This window comes from Marinagarivorans sp., from assembly GCF_982758155.1.
The window spans coordinates 16,900-33,492 of the sequence record NZ_CEXWTU010000025.1; the positions used below are offsets into that span (position 1 = coordinate 16,900).

Here is a 16,593-nt window from a genome sequence, read left to right on the forward strand (position 1 = left end):
CTAGAGGTTCGGGAATAGTATGTTGAGACGTAGGGTAAAAACTTGGCGGCGGATGCTATTTGTCTCGTTATGGTTCACGCCTCTTTTCGCACAAATATTGTGGGCGGAAAATGATTCGGTTGGCGTTGGCACTGATACTGCTGCTGAATCCATTATTCAAAGCTTAAAGCAGCGGGTTATTGTAACGGGCGATTTTCAGCAAGAGAAGACACTGAGCGGCTTTGCTTATACCTTGAAGTCGTCTGGGGAATTTATTTTTTGGCAAAAACAAGGTTTATACCTTAAAGCTGAAAAACCTTTCTTTAATGCATTTACCATCACGCAGAATCAATTGATTACATGGCAGGCGGATGGCACGGGTTCAATAGCGAAAGAGCACCAGGGGATTGTGCAGCGGGAAATCAATAAAACATTGTTTGCAATATTGAGTGCAGATATTCCCTTAATTGAATCGAGGTTTAATATTCGCTGGTTAATTGATGGGGATAATTGGCATTTAACCCTAGCGCCAAAGCTGGCTGTTATGAAAGAAAGCTTAAAGCAAGTTGTGATCGATGGCAGTGGTTCTGCGGCAAAAGCGCAGTTACATACGGTCAATTTAATGGCCGGTAATGGTGATTACACTCGCATACAATTTTTAAACCAGTCGGTTGTATCAAAGGTAAAGGCTTTAAGTTCTGAGCAAGCCATGCGTGAGTTAAGCCAGGACCAATGCCGTTGGTTTTCACTGGATGCGACTTTTTGTCAGCCGAGTTACTAGCAAGCACTAAGGGGCGAGGAAACAATATTTCATCCCCCGCATCACAGTCACGGACGTTAAAAAAGAAATTTATCTAATGAATATCCATTATTTACTGCGTACGTTATTCGTTGCGTTGTGTCTATTGATTTTACTTTTAGTCGTGCGCTTATCGAATACGGGTTTTTCGTTAGCGACAGACTTAACCGATTTGTTTCCGCGCTCCACGCACGATCCTGTGGTATTACAAGTTAATGACCAGTTATATCAAGCTTTTGGCAATAATATCGTCTTAGCGGTTGAAGCAAAAAATAAAAAGGCAGCGTTGGCAGCGATGCAAAAAGTAGCCGGTGCAGTTGATAAAAGTACCGATTTAAAGGCGGTCGATAGTACTGATGCTGATGCTCGGCGCTTATTTCAACAGCAAGCTTTGTTGGCTAAATACCGTCATTCATTGCTTACTCCCAGCCAAGCGAGTGAATTAGAGGCTCAAAATACCGATGCCATTATTGCTCGTGCCCAGCAGGCGCTTCTCGGTTTTGGCGGTATGCGTTCTTCACTTTCTCCGCTTGAAGATCCTTTGTCTTTGTCGGCGGGTTTGGCTGCGCAGCTGCAGCCACCTTTTGATGCAGAGCTGGTTGATAATTATTTAGTGTTTCGCGATAGCGATACTGTTCTCGTCATGTTGCTGGCGCAATTAACGCAAGCCTCTTTTAAGCTCGATACTCAGCAGCGTATAAAAGCGTGGCAGCAAGATCTTAACGATGATGTTCGTCGCGCAGGTGCCGCGCTACTGGTGTCTGGTATTGTTTTTCATGCAGCAGAGGCATCGGCGAATGCGAATCGTGAAATAAGTACCATTGGCTTGGGTTCATTCTTGGGGGTGCTTTTATTATTTTGGTTAGCCTTTCGCAGTTTAAAGCCGTTAGTGTTGAGTTTGTTCTCGGTAGCATTTGGTTGTGCTTGTGCTGTGGTTGTTACGCATGCCCTATTTTCTGAAATACACTTATTAACCTTAGTCTTTGGTGCAAGTTTAATCGGCGTTGCCATTGATTACGCTTTGCATTTTCTATGTAAATGCCAAGAGAGTACTCGGCAGGGGGGCTGGTCTAGCTATACGGTCTTGAAGGGTATTTTACCCAGTCTCAGCTTGGGCTTGTTAACCTCTAGTTTGGGCTACAGCTGCTTACTGCAGGCCGAGCTGCCAGGGTTACAGCAGGTGGCTGTATTTTCCATGGCAGGGTTAGCTAGCGCTTGGTTGTTTGTTGCAGTGGTATTGCCATTTTGGATAAAGCGCAGTATTGCGCCAAGCAGTGCGTTAGTTGAATGCATTACCCGTGGGCTATGGCAGATGTGGTTTAAAGCTCCCCCTTATTCGTTGTGGCTTTTTCTGTGTGTAGCCGGCATTTTTATCGTTGTTGGGTTAACACAGTATCGGTTAAGCAGTGATGCGAGAACGCTCTATAAACCTTCAGCCGCATTAATGGCGGCCGAAAAAAAACTGCAGCACAATTTACAGGCTGTTGCCTCGAATCAATATTTTTTACTGCGTGCAGCATCGCCACAGCAATTGTTGCAACTTGAAGAGCGTTTTCGTAGCACCTACTTAGATCCTTGGGTTGATCGCGGGGTGATTGAAGGGTACTCCGCGACAAGTCGTTGGTTGCCTTCATTGGCCACCCAAACTCATTATTACGAGCTGCAGAAAAACAAGCTTTATTCCGAGGGCGGCGTTGTTGAGCAGTTTATGCAGTCTGTTGGTTTCCCTATGGAGGCGATTCAATCGGTACAGTCGACTTTCTTATTGTCGGCACAGCAGCGGTTATCGTTAAGTGATTGGCTTTCTGTTGCCAGCCAAGAGCAAAAAATGTTGTGGTTGGGTGAGGTAGCACGTACCGACGAATCGTTGCCGCTAACCTATGCCAGCCTGGTTACCTTACGGGCTATTCAGCAATTAGCGGTCATTACGCAAAGTGAGTTAATGAGCGGTGTGACTTGGGTTGATCGGGTTGCGCAAATGTCGGCCAAACTCGACGTTTTAATGCACACCGCATTAGCGCTATTGTGCGTTGCTTATGGGCTTATTGCGCTCGCATTATTGTTATTGTATCGCCGCTGGCAAGCCGTGTTTATGGTGCTATTACCGTTAACCAGTAGTTTGTTGGTGATGGCGTTATTGAGCGCTTTTTCTGTTCCATTAAACCTCTTTCATATTTTGGCGAGTTTTTTATTACTGGGCCTGGGGATGGATTACAGTATTTTTGCTTATGCCGGTGGTGAGGGCGAAAGTACACAGCGAGCGATTCTTTTATCTGCGATCACCAGTATCTTATCTTTTGGTTTGTTGGCGTTAAGCGCAACCCCCATGATTCAGGCATTTGGTATCACTTTGTTATTGGGTAGTAGCTTTAACTTATTACTGGCGCCGATTATTACTGTGCTAGCCAAAAAGCACGTACGGTGCACTCATGAATAAAATATATACCTACATTGCGCTGCTGATTTTTCTGAATGGCGTGAGTGGCTGTTCATTTTTTACGTCCGAGCCAACGCTAGCGGCAATAGTGCCTGCCGTATGTCCGCCAGCTTCACAGGAGCAGTGGATGCTTTCATGGAAGGCCGAGCAGTCGCGTTTAATGGTTGTAACGCAATGTGAGGAAACGTCAGCGGGCGGGCGCTGGCAGTGGTTTTTGTTAAATCAGCTTGGTCAGCGTATAGCGACAGCGCAGAGCCGCCAGGGGCTGGTGGAGATAAAGTATTTATCGGGGCACCCCGCAAGCGATTTAGTGCCTCGGTTAGTGGAGGCTTGGCAGCTATTAACATTTGATTTGGAGGCACTTAAGGCCCAAAGTTCCGACGCGTGGTCATTTACCGAACAGCATGGCCAGCGAGAAATACGGTTTTCTGGTATATTGCGCGCCGAAATTAACTACCCTATTGGGAATGACGATTCCGGGGCAATTGCCTACACTGCGGACACCTTTAGTGTGGTGATTCGTCGCCAAGTGTTGTAATTCCTTCGCTTCTCTCGATGGGCTTAAAATCTTTTATTGATGCTATGACCACGCAATCCATCACAGATCTACCGATTGAAACATTTCTTTTGCACCGCGAAAGTATGCTGCTGATTAAGTCGATTATTGGGTATGGAGATAATTGGCTAGAGGCGTCTATTGATGTGTCAGCTTCATCGTTATTTCTGTCTGAGCAAGGCGTCGTTCCTTCGTGGGTGGGGGTGGAGTATATGGCGCAAGCCATTTCAGCTTTTGCTGGCGTAATGGCTTGGCGGGAAGGGCGTAAGCCTGAGGTGGGGTGTTTATTAGGCACACGACGCTACAGTGTTGTAGACCACAATTTTGATCCTGAAGAGTTGCTAAGCGTTAAAGTGACGCAGTTATTGCGCGATGAAAATAACTTGGTGCTGTTTGACTGCCATATTTATCGAGGTGATAAAAGTATCGCCGCCGCCGAAATCAAGGCAATCCAGCCTAACGATGTGCAATCAGTGTTGGCACAGTTCGGGGTTGAGTGAGCTGTAAATATAATTAAGAGAGGTTCGCATGAGTTCAGAGCATCGGGTTTTAGTGACGGGTTCTGGTCGGGGTATCGGTCGCGCTATTGCAGAACGTTTAGCGGCTGATGGTTTTGAAGTGGTTTTACACTGCCGTAGCCGTATTGCGCAGGCAGAAGAAGCTTTGGCTGCCATTGAGTCTGCCGGCGGGAAGGCTTCAATTCTGCAGTTTGATGTTGCAGATAGGGCTGCCGCTCGCGAATGCTTAGAGCAAGATATGGCCGCGTACGGCACCTACTATGGTGTTGTGTGTAATGCAGGCATCGCTCGCGATAACGCATTCCCTGCGATGTCCGAAAGCGATTGGGATGATGTGATCCACACCAATTTAGATGCTTTTTATAATGTGTTGAACCCTATCGTTATGCCAATGGTGCGTCGGCGAAAACCGGGTCGTATTGTGACCTTGTCTTCGGTATCCGGAATGATGGGTAATCGTGGGCAGGTGAATTATAGTGCGGCTAAAGCCGGTATTATTGGTGCGACAAAAGCTTTGGCTATCGAGCTCGCCAAACGCAATATTACGGTTAACTGTGTTGCGCCGGGTATGATTAATACTGAAATGCTCCAGGATGCACCGGTGGAAGAGGCGCTAAAAATGATTCCTATGCGTCGCGCTGGCGAGCCTGCTGAAGTGGCATCGCTGGTGAGTTATTTGGTTTCTGAGCAGGCGAGCTATATTACTCGCCAAGTTATTTCTGTGAATGGCGGGATGTTTTAATGAAGCGTGTAGTAGTTACAGGTATGGGGGCTATCACCGCGCTGGGTGAAAATTGGGCTGATTTTGAACAAGCGCTACGTTCACGCACTAGTGCGATTGTTCGTATGGAGGAATGGGCAAAGTTCAAAGACTTTAATACGAATTTGGCCGGGCCTGTTACCGATTTTGTGACCCCCAAGTATGCACGCAAAAAAATTCGCTCTATGAGTCGCGTGTCTTTAATGGCCACAAGGGCAACGGAAATTGCGCTCGGTGATGCAGGCTTATTAGATGATCCTGTTATTCAAAGCGGTGCAATGGGCGTGTCCTATGGTTCGTGTACTGGCAGTACTGAAGATACTCGAAATTTTGCTTTGATGTTGGAGAGCCTTGATGTTGGTGGCGCGACAGCAACGACCTACATTCGAATGATGAGCCATACGGCCCCAGTCAATATTGGTGTATTTTTTGGCCTTAAAGGGCGAGTGATTCCCACGTCGTCAGCCTGTACATCGGGCAGCCAAGGTATTGGTTATGCTTACGAAGCGATTAAGTACGGTAAGCAAACATTAATGGTAGCTGGCGGTGCAGAAGAGTTGTGCCCATCCGAAGCTGCGGTATTTGATTCGCTGTATGCCACGAGTACGAAAAATGATACCCCTTCACTGACCCCAAGCCCATTCGATCGTGATCGCGACGGTTTAGTCATCGGTGAAGGTGCCGGGACTTTGATATTGGAGGAGTTGGAACACGCCAAAGCGCGTGGTGCGACGATTTATGCGGAGCTAGTGGGTTTTGGTACTAACTCCGATGGTGGCCATGTAACTCAGCCAGATCAGCGCACAATGAAGATTGCAATGGAGATGGCGCTAGAGGATGCGAATATCGATAAGGGTGCTATCGATTATGTGAATGCACATGGCACGGCTACTGAGCGCGGCGATATAGCTGAATCGCTTGCGACAGAAAGTCTATTTGGCGCCAATACGGTTCCGGTTTCGACGCTTAAGGGTAATATTGGCCATACTCTGGGCGCCTGCGGTGGTATTGAGGCTTGGGCAAGTATTGAAATGATGAATAAGGGCTGGTTAGCGCCGACACTTAACTTGAATAACCCTGATGAGGCCTGCGGACAGCTGGATTTTGTTATGGGTGATGGTCGAGCCAAAGAGTGCAGTTATGTTATGTCGAATAATTTTGCGTTTGGCGGTATTAACACCTCGCTAATTTTTAAACGCTGGGCTTAAGGGGCGAGGCAGTAATACTTTATCCAATAATACTGGTTTCCTGCTTCCTCAGCTGCGTTGCTCGAAGCGTTACAGGCCTCGGTAACTGCTCCATGCGTTACCCTACTGACCTATATCCATATAGGCCCCGGCATGCGCCTCTTCGAGCGCCTTGCTGAGTAAGCAGGACTCTGCGTCTAATTTGGACAAACTATTATTGCCTCGCCCCTAATACTTCTGCGCATTATATATTTTGTGTGTGCCGAACATGGCCACAAACAAAAAGGCGGCGCTATATTATGCGCCGCCTTTTGTTTTTAGAGTGCGCCTTTAAGTTCGGCGTACTGCTCTGTGCGTAATCGAGGCCCAAACTGACTAACCACAACGGCGGCGGCACGGTTGGCAAAAGCGGCGGCGTCGGCATAGCTTTTACCTTGATCTAACGCGGCTAAAAAGGCACCTGCGAACATGTCACCGGCGCCATTGGTATCAACGGCTTTTACCGGTTGCGCGTGTACTTGGTGTTGCGTTGCGCCGTCAAAAACCCAAGTGGGCTCAGCACCACGAGTAATCACAAAGCTTTTGCAGTAGCCTTTCAGTGCTTCGGCAGCGGCTTCAATGCTTTGTTTTTGGGTGAAATTGAGGGCTTCTCCCTCATTACAGAAGATAATATCGACGCCATCGCCGATAATTTCTAATAATCCATCACGGAAGTATTCTACGATCGCAGGATCGGATAAACTAATGGCAATTTGCGCGCCAACGGAATTCGCGAGCTCTCGAACTTTAATGGCCGCCGGTTTACCTGTTGCCGAAGTTACAAGATAACCTTCGATATACACAAATTTACTGGCCTTAAGGGCCGGCAAGTCTATGTTATCAATGGATAAGGTTTCGCTAATGCCGAGATGAGTATTCATGGTGCGCTCGGCATCGGGAGTAATCATCACTAGGCATTTACCCGTGATACCGTCTTTGGCGTGATCGTGCGCTTGGGTGCTAACGCCAGTGCGAGTGAGGTCATCGGCATAAAACTTGCCGTGTTTATCGTTAGCGACTTGGCAGCTAAAGAAAGTTTGGCTTCCAAAGTGTTGAGCAGCTATAACACTATTGGCAGCAGAGCCGCCGCAGGCAAGCTCGGAAGCCACTAATTTGTCACTAAGGTGTTCGAGGAGATCTTGTTGACGCTTTTCGTCAACAAGTGTCATAACACCCTTGTCGATACCCAGTGCGGTAAGGTCGTTATCGTCAATTTGAATTTCAGTATCGACCAGTGCGGCGCCAATAGCGTATATGCCGTAGTTGTTCATTTTTCGTGCTCTTTGTCGTTGCAATGCGCGCAAGTATAAGCAATCATGTGTGATATATGTCGCACCGCTTAAACTTAGTTATATAAACCGCTGTTATGTAAGGCGTTTTTTACCGTACCAACGCTATTGCAAGTAGCAAAAGCTTAAGCGCATCGCTTGGGTTTAGTAGTTAATTAGGACAGCCCGCTAGTTTGGATGGCGCAAGCCAGAAGTGCAAGCGGGCTTCTGTTATGGGTGATTATTGTGGGCAACACCGATTGTGGTCCTTTGATAAATTCACGACGACGAGCAGTAAGAATTATAGAGAGATGTTGAGGCAAGGTTATGTCTAGGCTTATCAATGATGAATCATCTTCCGAGAACACGGGTTCTCAAGGAAGTACTGGAAGCGCGGCTACAAGGCAGGCGCCGCTTTCGCCAGAGCAAGCGCTTGAGCATTTAAAGCAATGCCAAGCTATTGCCGTTAAACAGGCGAATAGTAGTTTTGCCCCTTTTATGAAGGCGCTAAGCCACGCCTTCGATTTGCAGATTGATGCGGCTAAGTCCAATCAAGAGGTCGCTGAACTCAGTGGTATTCAGCGCCTTTTTCAGAAGAACCGAAGTGAGCTCGAAGAATATTACGCCGGTTATGTGGCGGAAGGTTTCGTAAAGTTTAAGCAGAATGCACTATGTACCGAATTAAATGCCTCCGGCGGTAATGAACTCTCGATTGTCGATAATCTTGAGTTGGAAGAGTCTTTGGTATTGTCGAGTATTTCGCAGGCGGTCGATAACGAGCTAGCCGAGCCACTTTGGGCGCTTAATCAGAGGATGGCGTTGCTAAATAGTGGCGAGCCTGTCCGCGAGGCGAGCAATCCATCTGCGCCGGTGCAATTTTGTGAGTCTTTACGCAAGGCTTGTAAATTAATACCCATGAGTATTGCAGCCGCTAAAACGGTGCTCAATACCTACGGTGAGCAGCTGCACAGTATTGCAGCGGATGTGGTTGCCGAGACTAATCAGTACTTAAGTGATCAGGGTTTACTGCAAGATTTACAGTACCGTAAATCCAAACCCAAAGTCGAGAAGCGGGAATCCATCGAGAGCGAAGCCGAGGCGCTATCGGGTGAAGCTGAAGATTCTTCTACCTATCAAAGCTCTTTGTTGGATGCCATTCGTGGTTTGCAGCAAACGTTGGCGGATATGTCTAAACATCCTCAGCAAGTCTTTGGTTCGGGAGGCGCTGGCCCCGCGTTAGGCAGTCAGCAGTTGATAGATGCATTGCAATCCATTCAACTTCAATCGTTAGGTATGATGGGCGTTCCAATGGCGGGCGGCCAAATGCCTGCGCCAATGAATATTGGCGTTATGCAGCAACAGCTGCGTGCTCAATTGGGGTCGCAGGGTCACGTTGGCGATAATGATTTACACGCGATTGATCTTGTTGGGCGGGTATTTGAATACATGCTTCGCGATGGTAATTTGCCAGACTCAGTCAAAGCGGCCCTCAGTTATTTACATACTCCGTTTTTAAAATTGGCGTTTATTGATCCTGGCTTTTTTGAAAATCCCGATCATCCAGCGCGGGTGTTGCTTAATAATTTAGCCGAAGCGGGTATTCGTTGGGTCGGTAACGACGGCACTATTCAGCATAATATGCTGGATAAAATCCGGGAAACGGTTGATCGCCTACTTAATGAATTTACGAATGATGTAAAAGTCATCACGTCTATATTGTTAGATTTTAACGGTTATACAAAAAATATTGTTCGTCGCCAGGAGCTAATGGAAAAGCGTGCCGCCGAAAAGGCGCAAGGTGAAGAAAAGCTGCGTGAAGTTAAACATCGTGTCAATAAAGAGGTAATGACCCGGACTGAAGATAAAGATCTACCGTCATCGGTATTGCTCTTTTTATTACAGCCGTGGTTTGATTTTTTATCGTTTTGCATGTTGCGGTATGGCGACGAGTCTGAGCAATGGACTAATGCATTAGCCCTAATTGATGATCTTTTGTGGGCCGTTGACGTTAAGTCTGATCACAACGATATTCAAATTCAAAAAGAATTAATCTATCGCCTGCAGTCAGAAATGCAGGCGGGTTTTGATGTGATTGGCTACGATTCTGATAAAGGCGAAAAGCTGAGGGAATCCATTTCAGATATTTTACGTGCGGCTATTGCGCAAAAGGCCCCCGCGCCAGAGCCGGAGCCCGTACGTGAAGAAGCCGAAAAAGTGATTGCGGAGAAAAAGAGCGCGGCACCGTTGTTAGAGCCCGATCAAGTCTCTGATGAAGAGCAGCGCGTTATTAATGGTTTAAAACAAATTGAATTTGGAACATGGTTTGAATTTGAAGGGGGGCGCCGTTTGAAAGTGGCGTGGTATAACGCCCGTACGATGCACTACATGTTGGTTAACCAGGTTGGCAAAAAAGAAGCTATGCTAACGGGGCTAGAGTTGGCGCGTAAGATGATCGCTAAAACAGCCAATATTGTATCGGGTAGTTCTAAGCCTTTCTTTGAGCGTGCACTGGAAGATATCTATAATAATATGAGTGGTACAAAAAGTGCGGATGTAGAGCATATATAGACGATAGCTCTTCTTTCGCAGTACGAAAAACGGCCCTTATATAAGGGCCGTTTTTGTTTGTGTAGCAGTCGTTGCGTTTTTAGTATTATGGCTGGATGACTTTGCCATACACCTGTAGTTTTAATTCTTTGCGCAATGCCTTAATGAACTTGTTGAATGTTTCTATTTCATCAGTTTTAACCCAGCGTCCAGGTATATCGACGGTCGTTGTTGTTTTGACTATGTCATGGGCCATTGTGGCTTTACGTACAACGCTGCCGTATTTGTAATCGAGTTGTAGGTTGGCCGGTGTCAAAGTTGCTTGCCAAATAGCGTTGAGGTCTATATGAAACGTCGAGGTTAATTTTAAGCCTGGGAAGTATTCGTCATAGATTTTGTTACTCAAAAGGCCCTCTTCAAGCTCTGCCGCTAGCCAGTTATCATTCTCTGAATAATCGAGATCTTCATCGGCGTTGATGAATGGATCAAATTGCGTAATCGATTTTATCGTGATGGGCGCACCCATCGTGTCTTGGCCGCTAAATGAAATGCTGGGGGTAGATTGGTTCGAAACCTTTTGTTGATAGTCCTCAATAAACCATCGGGCGACCTCCGCCGTTTCGGTGCTGTTGATATAGCTTTTATACCAAGTCGCGTAATGGCTGTGATAAGTGCGGCTTTGTGTTTCTGTTTGTCCACCGTCTTTATGAAATTTTAATTGCGTGTCTACTGCAAACTCCCAGCGGTAAACAGGCGCATGAATTAGGCTAGGGGTAGTGGCGTTTAACGGTAGGGAAAAATTACCTTGAATCCATGAGGGGGTGTGTTGCCAGGGGCTGTCAATATCTGTTGCATCAATGCAGTGGGGTTGGTCACCGGGTGAGGCGGGTAGGTCAAAGCACACCACAACATGGTTGAACTGCGCCAGCGATGGGGCAATTTTGTCACGCAGCTTTTTGCGGTGAGTACTAACTAATACGGGGTAGGCCTTTACGCCAATTCGCTGAAGCAAGTCGACCAGCAGTGCCGATTTATCTTTGCAGTCGCCTTGTCGCTTGACTAGTGTTTCTGTTGTTTTATGCGGTGTATAAGCGTTGCCGTATTCCGAACGCGATAAATACCGTATTTTTTGCGCCACAAATTGATGGATTTGGTTAATTTTTTCTTCGGTGCTTGCTTGCTTGTCCAGCTCAATTTCTTTCAGTAAGTCAGTATCGCTGGAGGCTAGTGCGGTATTAAAAATGGTTGAATAACTTTCTACGACTTGTTGCCAAGAGCTTTTGTCGGAAATATGAATATAGCCAATTTCATCTCGCCAGCGTACTTGTGGGTCTTTTGCGAGCGCCGTTATATTGCTTCCTTTACATTCGACACTGGTTGTTGTGTTTGTGCAGGTTACTGCGTCACTCTCGATGAACAAACTAGGGCTGTAATCGTCATCCCAGCTGGCTGTGAGCACATATTCTTTTTTAGCGGTCAGAACTTGCGGATAAAAGGTTTCAAGCCAATCGGCTTCTAGTTTTGCCTTGTGAGTGGTGATGTCATATTCAATGACCGCATAGCCGCCTTCTTCAATTGCGGGAATGTTAATCAGTATTTCTTTTTGGCTGCTAAAAATATCGTAACTATTCGAGTCGATAATTTTAATGTCTTCGTGGTTTGCGCTAGTGGTGGAGCCGTTCGCGGCCACCGAAATGGCGCGCAGAATATGTAACGTTTGTGTCTCGGGGTTTACGCTAATACTGTATTGGCCGTACTCTTGAATATCGCTCGCATTATGGAAGCGTTCAATCAGCGTGGTGCGCACTCTTGCGGTCGTATTATTTGCGTGAATATCACGCTGCTCGTATAGGCGGTAAAAGGTATCGGCAGTCTCGGTGGCGTCGGTGTTAATTCGCTGTTCTTGTGCCGCGCTTAATTTGGAAAAATTCGCCGTATACACTTCAGCGTAACTTAATGCGGGTAGGCCAAGGCTGCAAACGAGAATGATGGGGATATATTTTTTTAAGTCACTCATTGCGCTCTAAATCCTTTGGCCATATCGAGTACGTTCTGTTTGTATTGTTGAAAACTTAATTTTGGCGCAGAGAACTGACCGTAGAGTTCGTAAATCCCTTTGTTGGGGGTATTAATAACGGTTACGGTGTGTACTGCTGGGTCGAGGGTGTCTGTTCCTGTGCATACGCCAAAAGCGATAACGTTGGCAGTGTCGCCATCAAAGAATCGTTCGTGCGTGCATGTACTGCTGCCGTCTAAATATTCTTGCATGGCTTCTAAGCGCCAATAGCTAATAGAGTCTAATGATTGACTAAAACCATAGTGATACAGCTCAAAGTGCATGGATAGTAATTTACCGTCGATAATCGCGATAGAGTCTTCGCCGCCAGGAACGTCGGCACGCCAATGCTCCCCTTTTATCGGCAGTAAGAATTCGTGTTCTGGCAGCGCATATTGGCTATTGTCTTTTAGTTTATCCCCAGTGGGGTACATGTCAGGGATAAAAACAATAATCGCGACTATCCATATGCAAAGTCCAATGATCACGCTAGCCCATTCGTAATTATTAAACCAAAGGGGAGGGTGCTTAAATTTAAACTCAGTGCACTGTTGTTTTAGGCGATTAAACCAATGCTGGGACCAAGCAAAGGCACTCGCGCCCGCCAGCATATAGAGCAGGGTTACCCAGAATGGAAGTTCATATTTTAATTCCACGGCGGCCAGTGCGGCTACCACGAATAAAATGACCATCCATAAAACCCCATGAATTGCGGGTAGCGTTACTTTACGTTCTACGCTTAAGGTTTTAAGTTGATCAAAGAATTTAGGGAGGGCGATGAGCTGCGCAAGGATAATGAGTGGTGGGAAAAACCACAGCCAAGGTCGATATTTTGTTTTACTTTGAAGCTTGTTGAATTCCCTTGCGCGTGCGACCAGCCAGAATGAAGAATAGATTCCAAAGGTTAAAAGGTATAGAAACGCGATAATGAGCGGATGCCTTTGACCGGTTAAAAATGGCTGTTCTTGAACCGTATTGGGGTTGTCGGTTGCGGCCTCTTGATCTAGGGCCGGGTGAGCCGCGGGTGGTGTTGGTTGTGTCATTAGTACGATCCTTTGTTTTATTTTTTTGAAGCGTTAGGGGCGAGGAAACAATATTTCATCCACTAATGCTTGATGTCGCCATCCTTACCTTCGTTACTCAAAGCGTTACATGCCCCGGCATGCGCCCCTTTAAGCGCCTCGATAAGAAAGCCGATCTCTTCGCTTAATTGGATAAACTATTATTACCTCGCCCCTTACATCTTTCATTCGCGTTACGCGGCTTAGGCTTAACTTCCCAGTTTTTTAAGTGCGTAGATGTCAAACCGCGAAGATTTCCCTTCTAGGGTGTAGCTCGGTGTTTGGTTGCCTACCGGCGGGGCAACTCGCGGGCGCTTTACCACGACTCGACACACATCTTGTTGCAGCGCGTGCGACAAAAGCTGGTCGGCATCGTCATCACTGCCTATTAATGAATGAAAGGCCTTCATGCTTTTATTGACGGCTGCGCTTTTTTTCCGCGTGGGAAACATGGGGTCTAAATACACTACGTCGATGTTGTTGATCGAGCAGCCAATGCTATCGGTATTCTGTAATAGCATATTCATTAATACGCTTTCTAGGGCAGCATCCCCGGTGCTGCGAGCATGTTCCAGCCCGCGATTTAAACCACTATTGAGAAGTGCGTGGGCTATGGGCGAACGTTCTTGTAGTGTGATGTGGCATCCCAAGCTGGCCAATACAAACGCATCACCGCCTAAGCCGGCAGTGGCATCGAGAATGCGTGGCTTAAAACTGCCGCTAACACCAACCGCTTTCGCAATCATTTGGCCTTTACCGCCCCCAAATTTTCGGCGGTGATCTGCCTCGCCTGTATGAAAATTAACCTCAATGGGTTTTTGCTTGCCGTCACCCACGTTATGCAGGCGAACGCCAGTGTCATCAAATTCTAATGTGAATTGATGATTTTCAGGTGTTTCGTTGAGTGTAACCTGAAGCTTTTGAGCAATGCCGAGGGCTTTATCATTGAGTCTATCGTCGCTACAAATAACCTTTAACATATTATCAATTGCCTGTTAGTATGGCGTCAAAATCATCCTGCATTATCCCCTTTTCTGAGGGGCTGCGTAGCTTTATCTTTGTAAAGAAGACGCCGCTATATTTCACCATTTCTCAATTATTTCATTTTTTTGTCACATAGCCAATTTAGGGTGTGCGAAAAATCACAAGGGGAAGCTTATGCAGCGTATTGCTGTAATTTCATCATATTCATCACTACTGTGTGCGTGGCTAATGACCTTGAGTTTAGTTGCGACTGCAGCAAACCGAGAAGAGTCATTTACTTTTGCCTCCGAAGGCTTGTTGTTCTCACTGGCGGGCTCCAACACGGTTGGTGCGCATTTGGCGCCAGCCTGGGCAAAGGCGTACCTTGAGGCTAAGGGCGCGCAAGGCGTCTTCATAGAACCCTTAGCGACAGCTAATGAATACCGAGTAAAAGGACGCAATGGCACCCGCATGGTTTATATCGATATTCTAGCGCATGGCTCCAGCACGGGCTTTAAAGGATTGCGCGCAAAAACAGCTGAAATCGCGTTATCTTCACGGCAGATTAAAGCCGCTGAAGCAAAGTTTTTTAATATAGCAGGGGGAATGCAAGCATCGTCGTCTGAACATGTTGTGGCGATAGATGGTTTAGCGGTGGTGGTTAACCCTGATAATCCTCTATCTACGATGACTGTCACCAATATTGCTAAGATATTTTCCGGCAAAATTTCAAATTGGAAGGCACTGGGCGGTCCAGATCGCCGAATCAATCTGTATGCTCGCGATGATAAATCGGGTACCTACGATACCTTTAAAAGTTTGGTACTGCGTAAAAATGCGAACTTATCTTCACGCGCCAAACGCTTTGAATCCAATGATGAGCTCTCAGATACTGTTGCTAATGATCTTGGGGGTATTGGCTTTGTTGGATTAGCGTCGGTTAGAAACGCTAAAGCATTAGCTGTGAGCGATGATAATACAGTGGCTTTAAAACCTGAGATTCTGTTTGTTGCCACGGAAGATTACCCGCTATCGCGTCGTCTGTTTATGTATACGCGGGGCCAGTCCGATGTTCCGTTTGTGAATGAGTTTATACGTTTTGCTCAAGGGTTGGCGGGGCAAAACATTGTAGAGGTCATTGGTTTTGTCTCGCAAAACCCGAAAGGACTTGCCAGTGCCGTGAGCAAGGGGCCCGAGCGTTACCAAGAGCTAGCTGGTGTTATGCAAAGGCTAAGCGTTAACTTCCGCTTTCAGCCGGGTAAGGCTGATTTGGATAATAAAGCGCTTCAGGATGTTGAGCGTTTAGCGCGTTTTATGCAGCAAGGTCGTGGAGATAAAGCGGAGAATATTAATATCCAGTTAGTCGGTTTTAGTAATGTAGAGTCGAGCGAGAAAAGAGCCCAAGTGTTGTCCCGTTTACGTGCTACAGCAGTAAAAAGTGCACTTTACCGTTTTGATGTTCAAACAGAGTCGGTGATTGGTTTTGGCGATACCATGCGTGTTGCAAATGCCGAAGGGGCATCGTCGGCAAAGAACGAGCGTGTCGAAGTGTGGTTTTTTGCGGATAAGCATTTGAGTGCTGTTAATGCGGTTAAAGACAAAATTAAACGGGGTGAACTAATGCTGCCTAAAAATGCTGTATCGAGTGTCCTGAACTAGCAATAGTTGTCTCAGCTTGTACTGAATATTGAATGTTGAGTACTGAGGCAGCAATGGCTGCCCAGGTGTTAGTAGTGGCAGATTTAAAGTAGTCGTGATCTAAAGTAGTAGTAATGTTCCCAGTCCAAGGAAGGCAACAAAGCCCGCAATATCGGTCACTGCGGTTAGAGCAACAGCACCGGATAATACCGGGTCTAATTTTAATTTGTCTATAATGACGGACGAGGCAATAATAGTTTATCCAATTAGGCGAAGAGATCGGCTTTCTTGTCGAGGCGCTTAAAGCGTTACATGCTACGGTAACTGCTCCACGACATTAGGGACGAGGCAATAATAGTTTGCCCAATTAGACGAGGGAGCAGGAGGCAAGTATTAATGGATAAGGGGCGTGCATGAAATAACTTCCCGTTTTTGAATTACTGGGTGCACGCTTGCCTTCGTTAAAAATATTTGCAATAGCCGGCTATTACGCCATATTTTCGCCTCGTCAAGCAAGCACCCACAAACCCAAATTCCAGCAACTTATTCCGTGCACGCCCCTAAGGGACGAGGCAGTAATACTTTATCCAATAATACTGGTTCCTGCTTCCTCAGCTGCGTTGCTCGAAGCGTTACATGCCTCGGTAACTGCTCCATGCGTTACCCTACTGACCTATATCCATATAGGCCCCGGCATGCGCCTCTTCGAGCGCCTTGCTGAGAAATCAGGCTCGATAACTGCTTATATGGACCCACCCTGTCAAACAAACTATTTAAACTGTCTA

The 16,593-nt window shown here is 46.6% G+C and carries 13 protein-coding genes; 9 read left to right on the plus strand and 4 right to left on the minus strand.

Translation table 11 applies throughout. The features are described from left to right. Nucleotides 1–19: 19 nt before the first annotated feature. The 6 genes from AC3A8L_RS05060 (at nt 20) to AC3A8L_RS05085 (ending at nt 6,257) form a co-directional block, all read left to right on the plus strand. A complete protein-coding gene (locus tag AC3A8L_RS05060; protein WP_487961148.1) occupies nt 20–760 on the plus strand; it encodes an outer membrane lipoprotein carrier protein LolA in 741 nt (246 codons plus the stop codon). A 76-nt stretch (nt 761–836) separates the two neighbouring features. After that, the gene (locus AC3A8L_RS05065) at nt 837–3,215 is read left to right on the plus strand and encodes an MMPL family transporter (RefSeq protein WP_487961149.1); all 2,379 of its coding nucleotides are present in this window, start codon (nt 837–839) and stop codon (nt 3,213–3,215) included. Further along, entirely contained in the window at nt 3,208–3,753 is a 546-nt protein-coding gene (locus tag AC3A8L_RS05070) for a DUF3261 domain-containing protein (RefSeq protein ID WP_487961150.1), read from the plus strand. The genes AC3A8L_RS05065 and AC3A8L_RS05070 overlap by 8 nt, the downstream gene beginning before the upstream one ends. Before the next feature lie 17 nt (nt 3,754–3,770). After that, the gene (locus AC3A8L_RS05075) at nt 3,771–4,271 is read left to right on the plus strand and encodes a hotdog family protein (protein ID WP_487961151.1); all 501 of its coding nucleotides are present in this window, start codon (nt 3,771–3,773) and stop codon (nt 4,269–4,271) included. A 28-nt stretch (nt 4,272–4,299) separates the two neighbouring features. After that, nucleotides 4,300–5,031, plus strand: coding sequence for a 3-ketoacyl-ACP reductase FabG2 (locus AC3A8L_RS05080; RefSeq protein WP_487961152.1), 732 nt, complete (start codon nt 4,300–4,302; stop codon nt 5,029–5,031). Beyond that, on the plus strand, nt 5,031–6,257 hold the full coding sequence (locus AC3A8L_RS05085) for a beta-ketoacyl-ACP synthase (protein WP_487961153.1): 1,227 nt from the start codon (nt 5,031–5,033) through the stop codon (nt 6,255–6,257). Before AC3A8L_RS05080 ends, AC3A8L_RS05085 begins: the two co-directional genes overlap by 1 nt. 296 nt (nt 6,258–6,553) lie before the next feature. On the opposite strand, the gene AC3A8L_RS05090 is transcribed toward AC3A8L_RS05085, so the two are convergent. Beyond that, nucleotides 6,554–7,546: an adenosine kinase gene (locus AC3A8L_RS05090; protein WP_487961154.1), complete on the minus strand. Its 993-nt coding sequence runs from the start codon at nt 7,544–7,546 to the stop codon at nt 6,554–6,556. A gap of 324 nt (nt 7,547–7,870) precedes the next feature. Here AC3A8L_RS05090 and AC3A8L_RS05095 point away from each other — a divergent pair, with 324 nt between their 5' ends. Then, nucleotides 7,871–10,111 carry a DUF1631 family protein gene (locus tag AC3A8L_RS05095; protein ID WP_487961155.1) on the plus strand — a complete coding sequence of 747 codons (2,241 nt, stop codon included), beginning with the start codon at nt 7,871–7,873 and terminating at the stop codon, nt 10,109–10,111. Between the two features lie 85 nt (nt 10,112–10,196). Here the strand turns inward: AC3A8L_RS05095 and AC3A8L_RS05100 are convergent, their stop codons facing one another. The 3 genes from AC3A8L_RS05100 to AC3A8L_RS05110 all read right to left on the minus strand — a co-directional run bounded on the left by AC3A8L_RS05100 (nt 10,197) and on the right by AC3A8L_RS05110 (nt 14,187). Beyond that, nucleotides 10,197–12,107 (minus strand): DUF3857 domain-containing protein, encoded by a 1,911-nt coding sequence (locus tag AC3A8L_RS05100; protein ID WP_487961156.1) that lies wholly within the window; start codon nt 12,105–12,107, stop codon nt 10,197–10,199. After that, nucleotides 12,104–13,189: a hypothetical protein gene (locus tag AC3A8L_RS05105; RefSeq protein ID WP_487961157.1), complete on the minus strand. Its 1,086-nt coding sequence runs from the start codon at nt 13,187–13,189 to the stop codon at nt 12,104–12,106. Before AC3A8L_RS05105 ends, AC3A8L_RS05100 begins: the two co-directional genes overlap by 4 nt. A gap of 227 nt (nt 13,190–13,416) precedes the next feature. After that, nucleotides 13,417–14,187: a class I SAM-dependent methyltransferase gene (locus AC3A8L_RS05110; protein WP_487961158.1), complete on the minus strand. Its 771-nt coding sequence runs from the start codon at nt 14,185–14,187 to the stop codon at nt 13,417–13,419. A gap of 178 nt (nt 14,188–14,365) precedes the next feature. On the opposite strand from AC3A8L_RS05110, the gene AC3A8L_RS05115 reads away from it, so the two are divergent. Both AC3A8L_RS05115 and AC3A8L_RS05120 read left to right on the plus strand, forming a co-directional pair. After that, on the plus strand, nt 14,366–15,829 hold the full coding sequence (locus tag AC3A8L_RS05115) for a substrate-binding domain-containing protein (protein WP_487961159.1): 1,464 nt from the start codon (nt 14,366–14,368) through the stop codon (nt 15,827–15,829). 431 nt (nt 15,830–16,260) lie between these two features. Then, on the plus strand, nt 16,261–16,593 hold a 333-nt coding region (locus tag AC3A8L_RS05120; RefSeq protein WP_487961160.1), incomplete at its 3' end, for a hypothetical protein.

What these genes read in the sequence shown, in the direction of transcription:
- AC3A8L_RS05060 (WP_487961148.1), top strand. Translation starts at nt 20, where the DNA reads ATGTTGAGACGTAGGGTAAAAACTTGGCGGCGGATGCTATTTGTCTCG.
- AC3A8L_RS05065 (WP_487961149.1), top strand. Translation starts at nt 837, where the DNA reads ATGAATATCCATTATTTACTGCGTACGTTATTCGTTGCGTTGTGTCTA.
- AC3A8L_RS05070 (WP_487961150.1), top strand. Translation starts at nt 3,208, where the DNA reads ATGAATAAAATATATACCTACATTGCGCTGCTGATTTTTCTGAATGGC.
- AC3A8L_RS05075 (WP_487961151.1), top strand. Translation starts at nt 3,771, where the DNA reads ATGGGCTTAAAATCTTTTATTGATGCTATGACCACGCAATCCATCACA.
- AC3A8L_RS05080 (WP_487961152.1), top strand. Translation starts at nt 4,300, where the DNA reads ATGAGTTCAGAGCATCGGGTTTTAGTGACGGGTTCTGGTCGGGGTATC.
- AC3A8L_RS05085 (WP_487961153.1), top strand. Translation starts at nt 5,031, where the DNA reads ATGAAGCGTGTAGTAGTTACAGGTATGGGGGCTATCACCGCGCTGGGT.
- AC3A8L_RS05090 (WP_487961154.1), bottom strand. Translation starts at nt 7,546, where the DNA reads ATGAACAACTACGGCATATACGCTATTGGCGCCGCACTGGTCGATACT.
- AC3A8L_RS05095 (WP_487961155.1), top strand. Translation starts at nt 7,871, where the DNA reads ATGTCTAGGCTTATCAATGATGAATCATCTTCCGAGAACACGGGTTCT.
- AC3A8L_RS05100 (WP_487961156.1), bottom strand. Translation starts at nt 12,107, where the DNA reads ATGAGTGACTTAAAAAAATATATCCCCATCATTCTCGTTTGCAGCCTT.
- AC3A8L_RS05105 (WP_487961157.1), bottom strand. Translation starts at nt 13,189, where the DNA reads ATGACACAACCAACACCACCCGCGGCTCACCCGGCCCTAGATCAAGAG.
- AC3A8L_RS05110 (WP_487961158.1), bottom strand. Translation starts at nt 14,187, where the DNA reads ATGTTAAAGGTTATTTGTAGCGACGATAGACTCAATGATAAAGCCCTC.
- AC3A8L_RS05115 (WP_487961159.1), top strand. Translation starts at nt 14,366, where the DNA reads ATGCAGCGTATTGCTGTAATTTCATCATATTCATCACTACTGTGTGCG.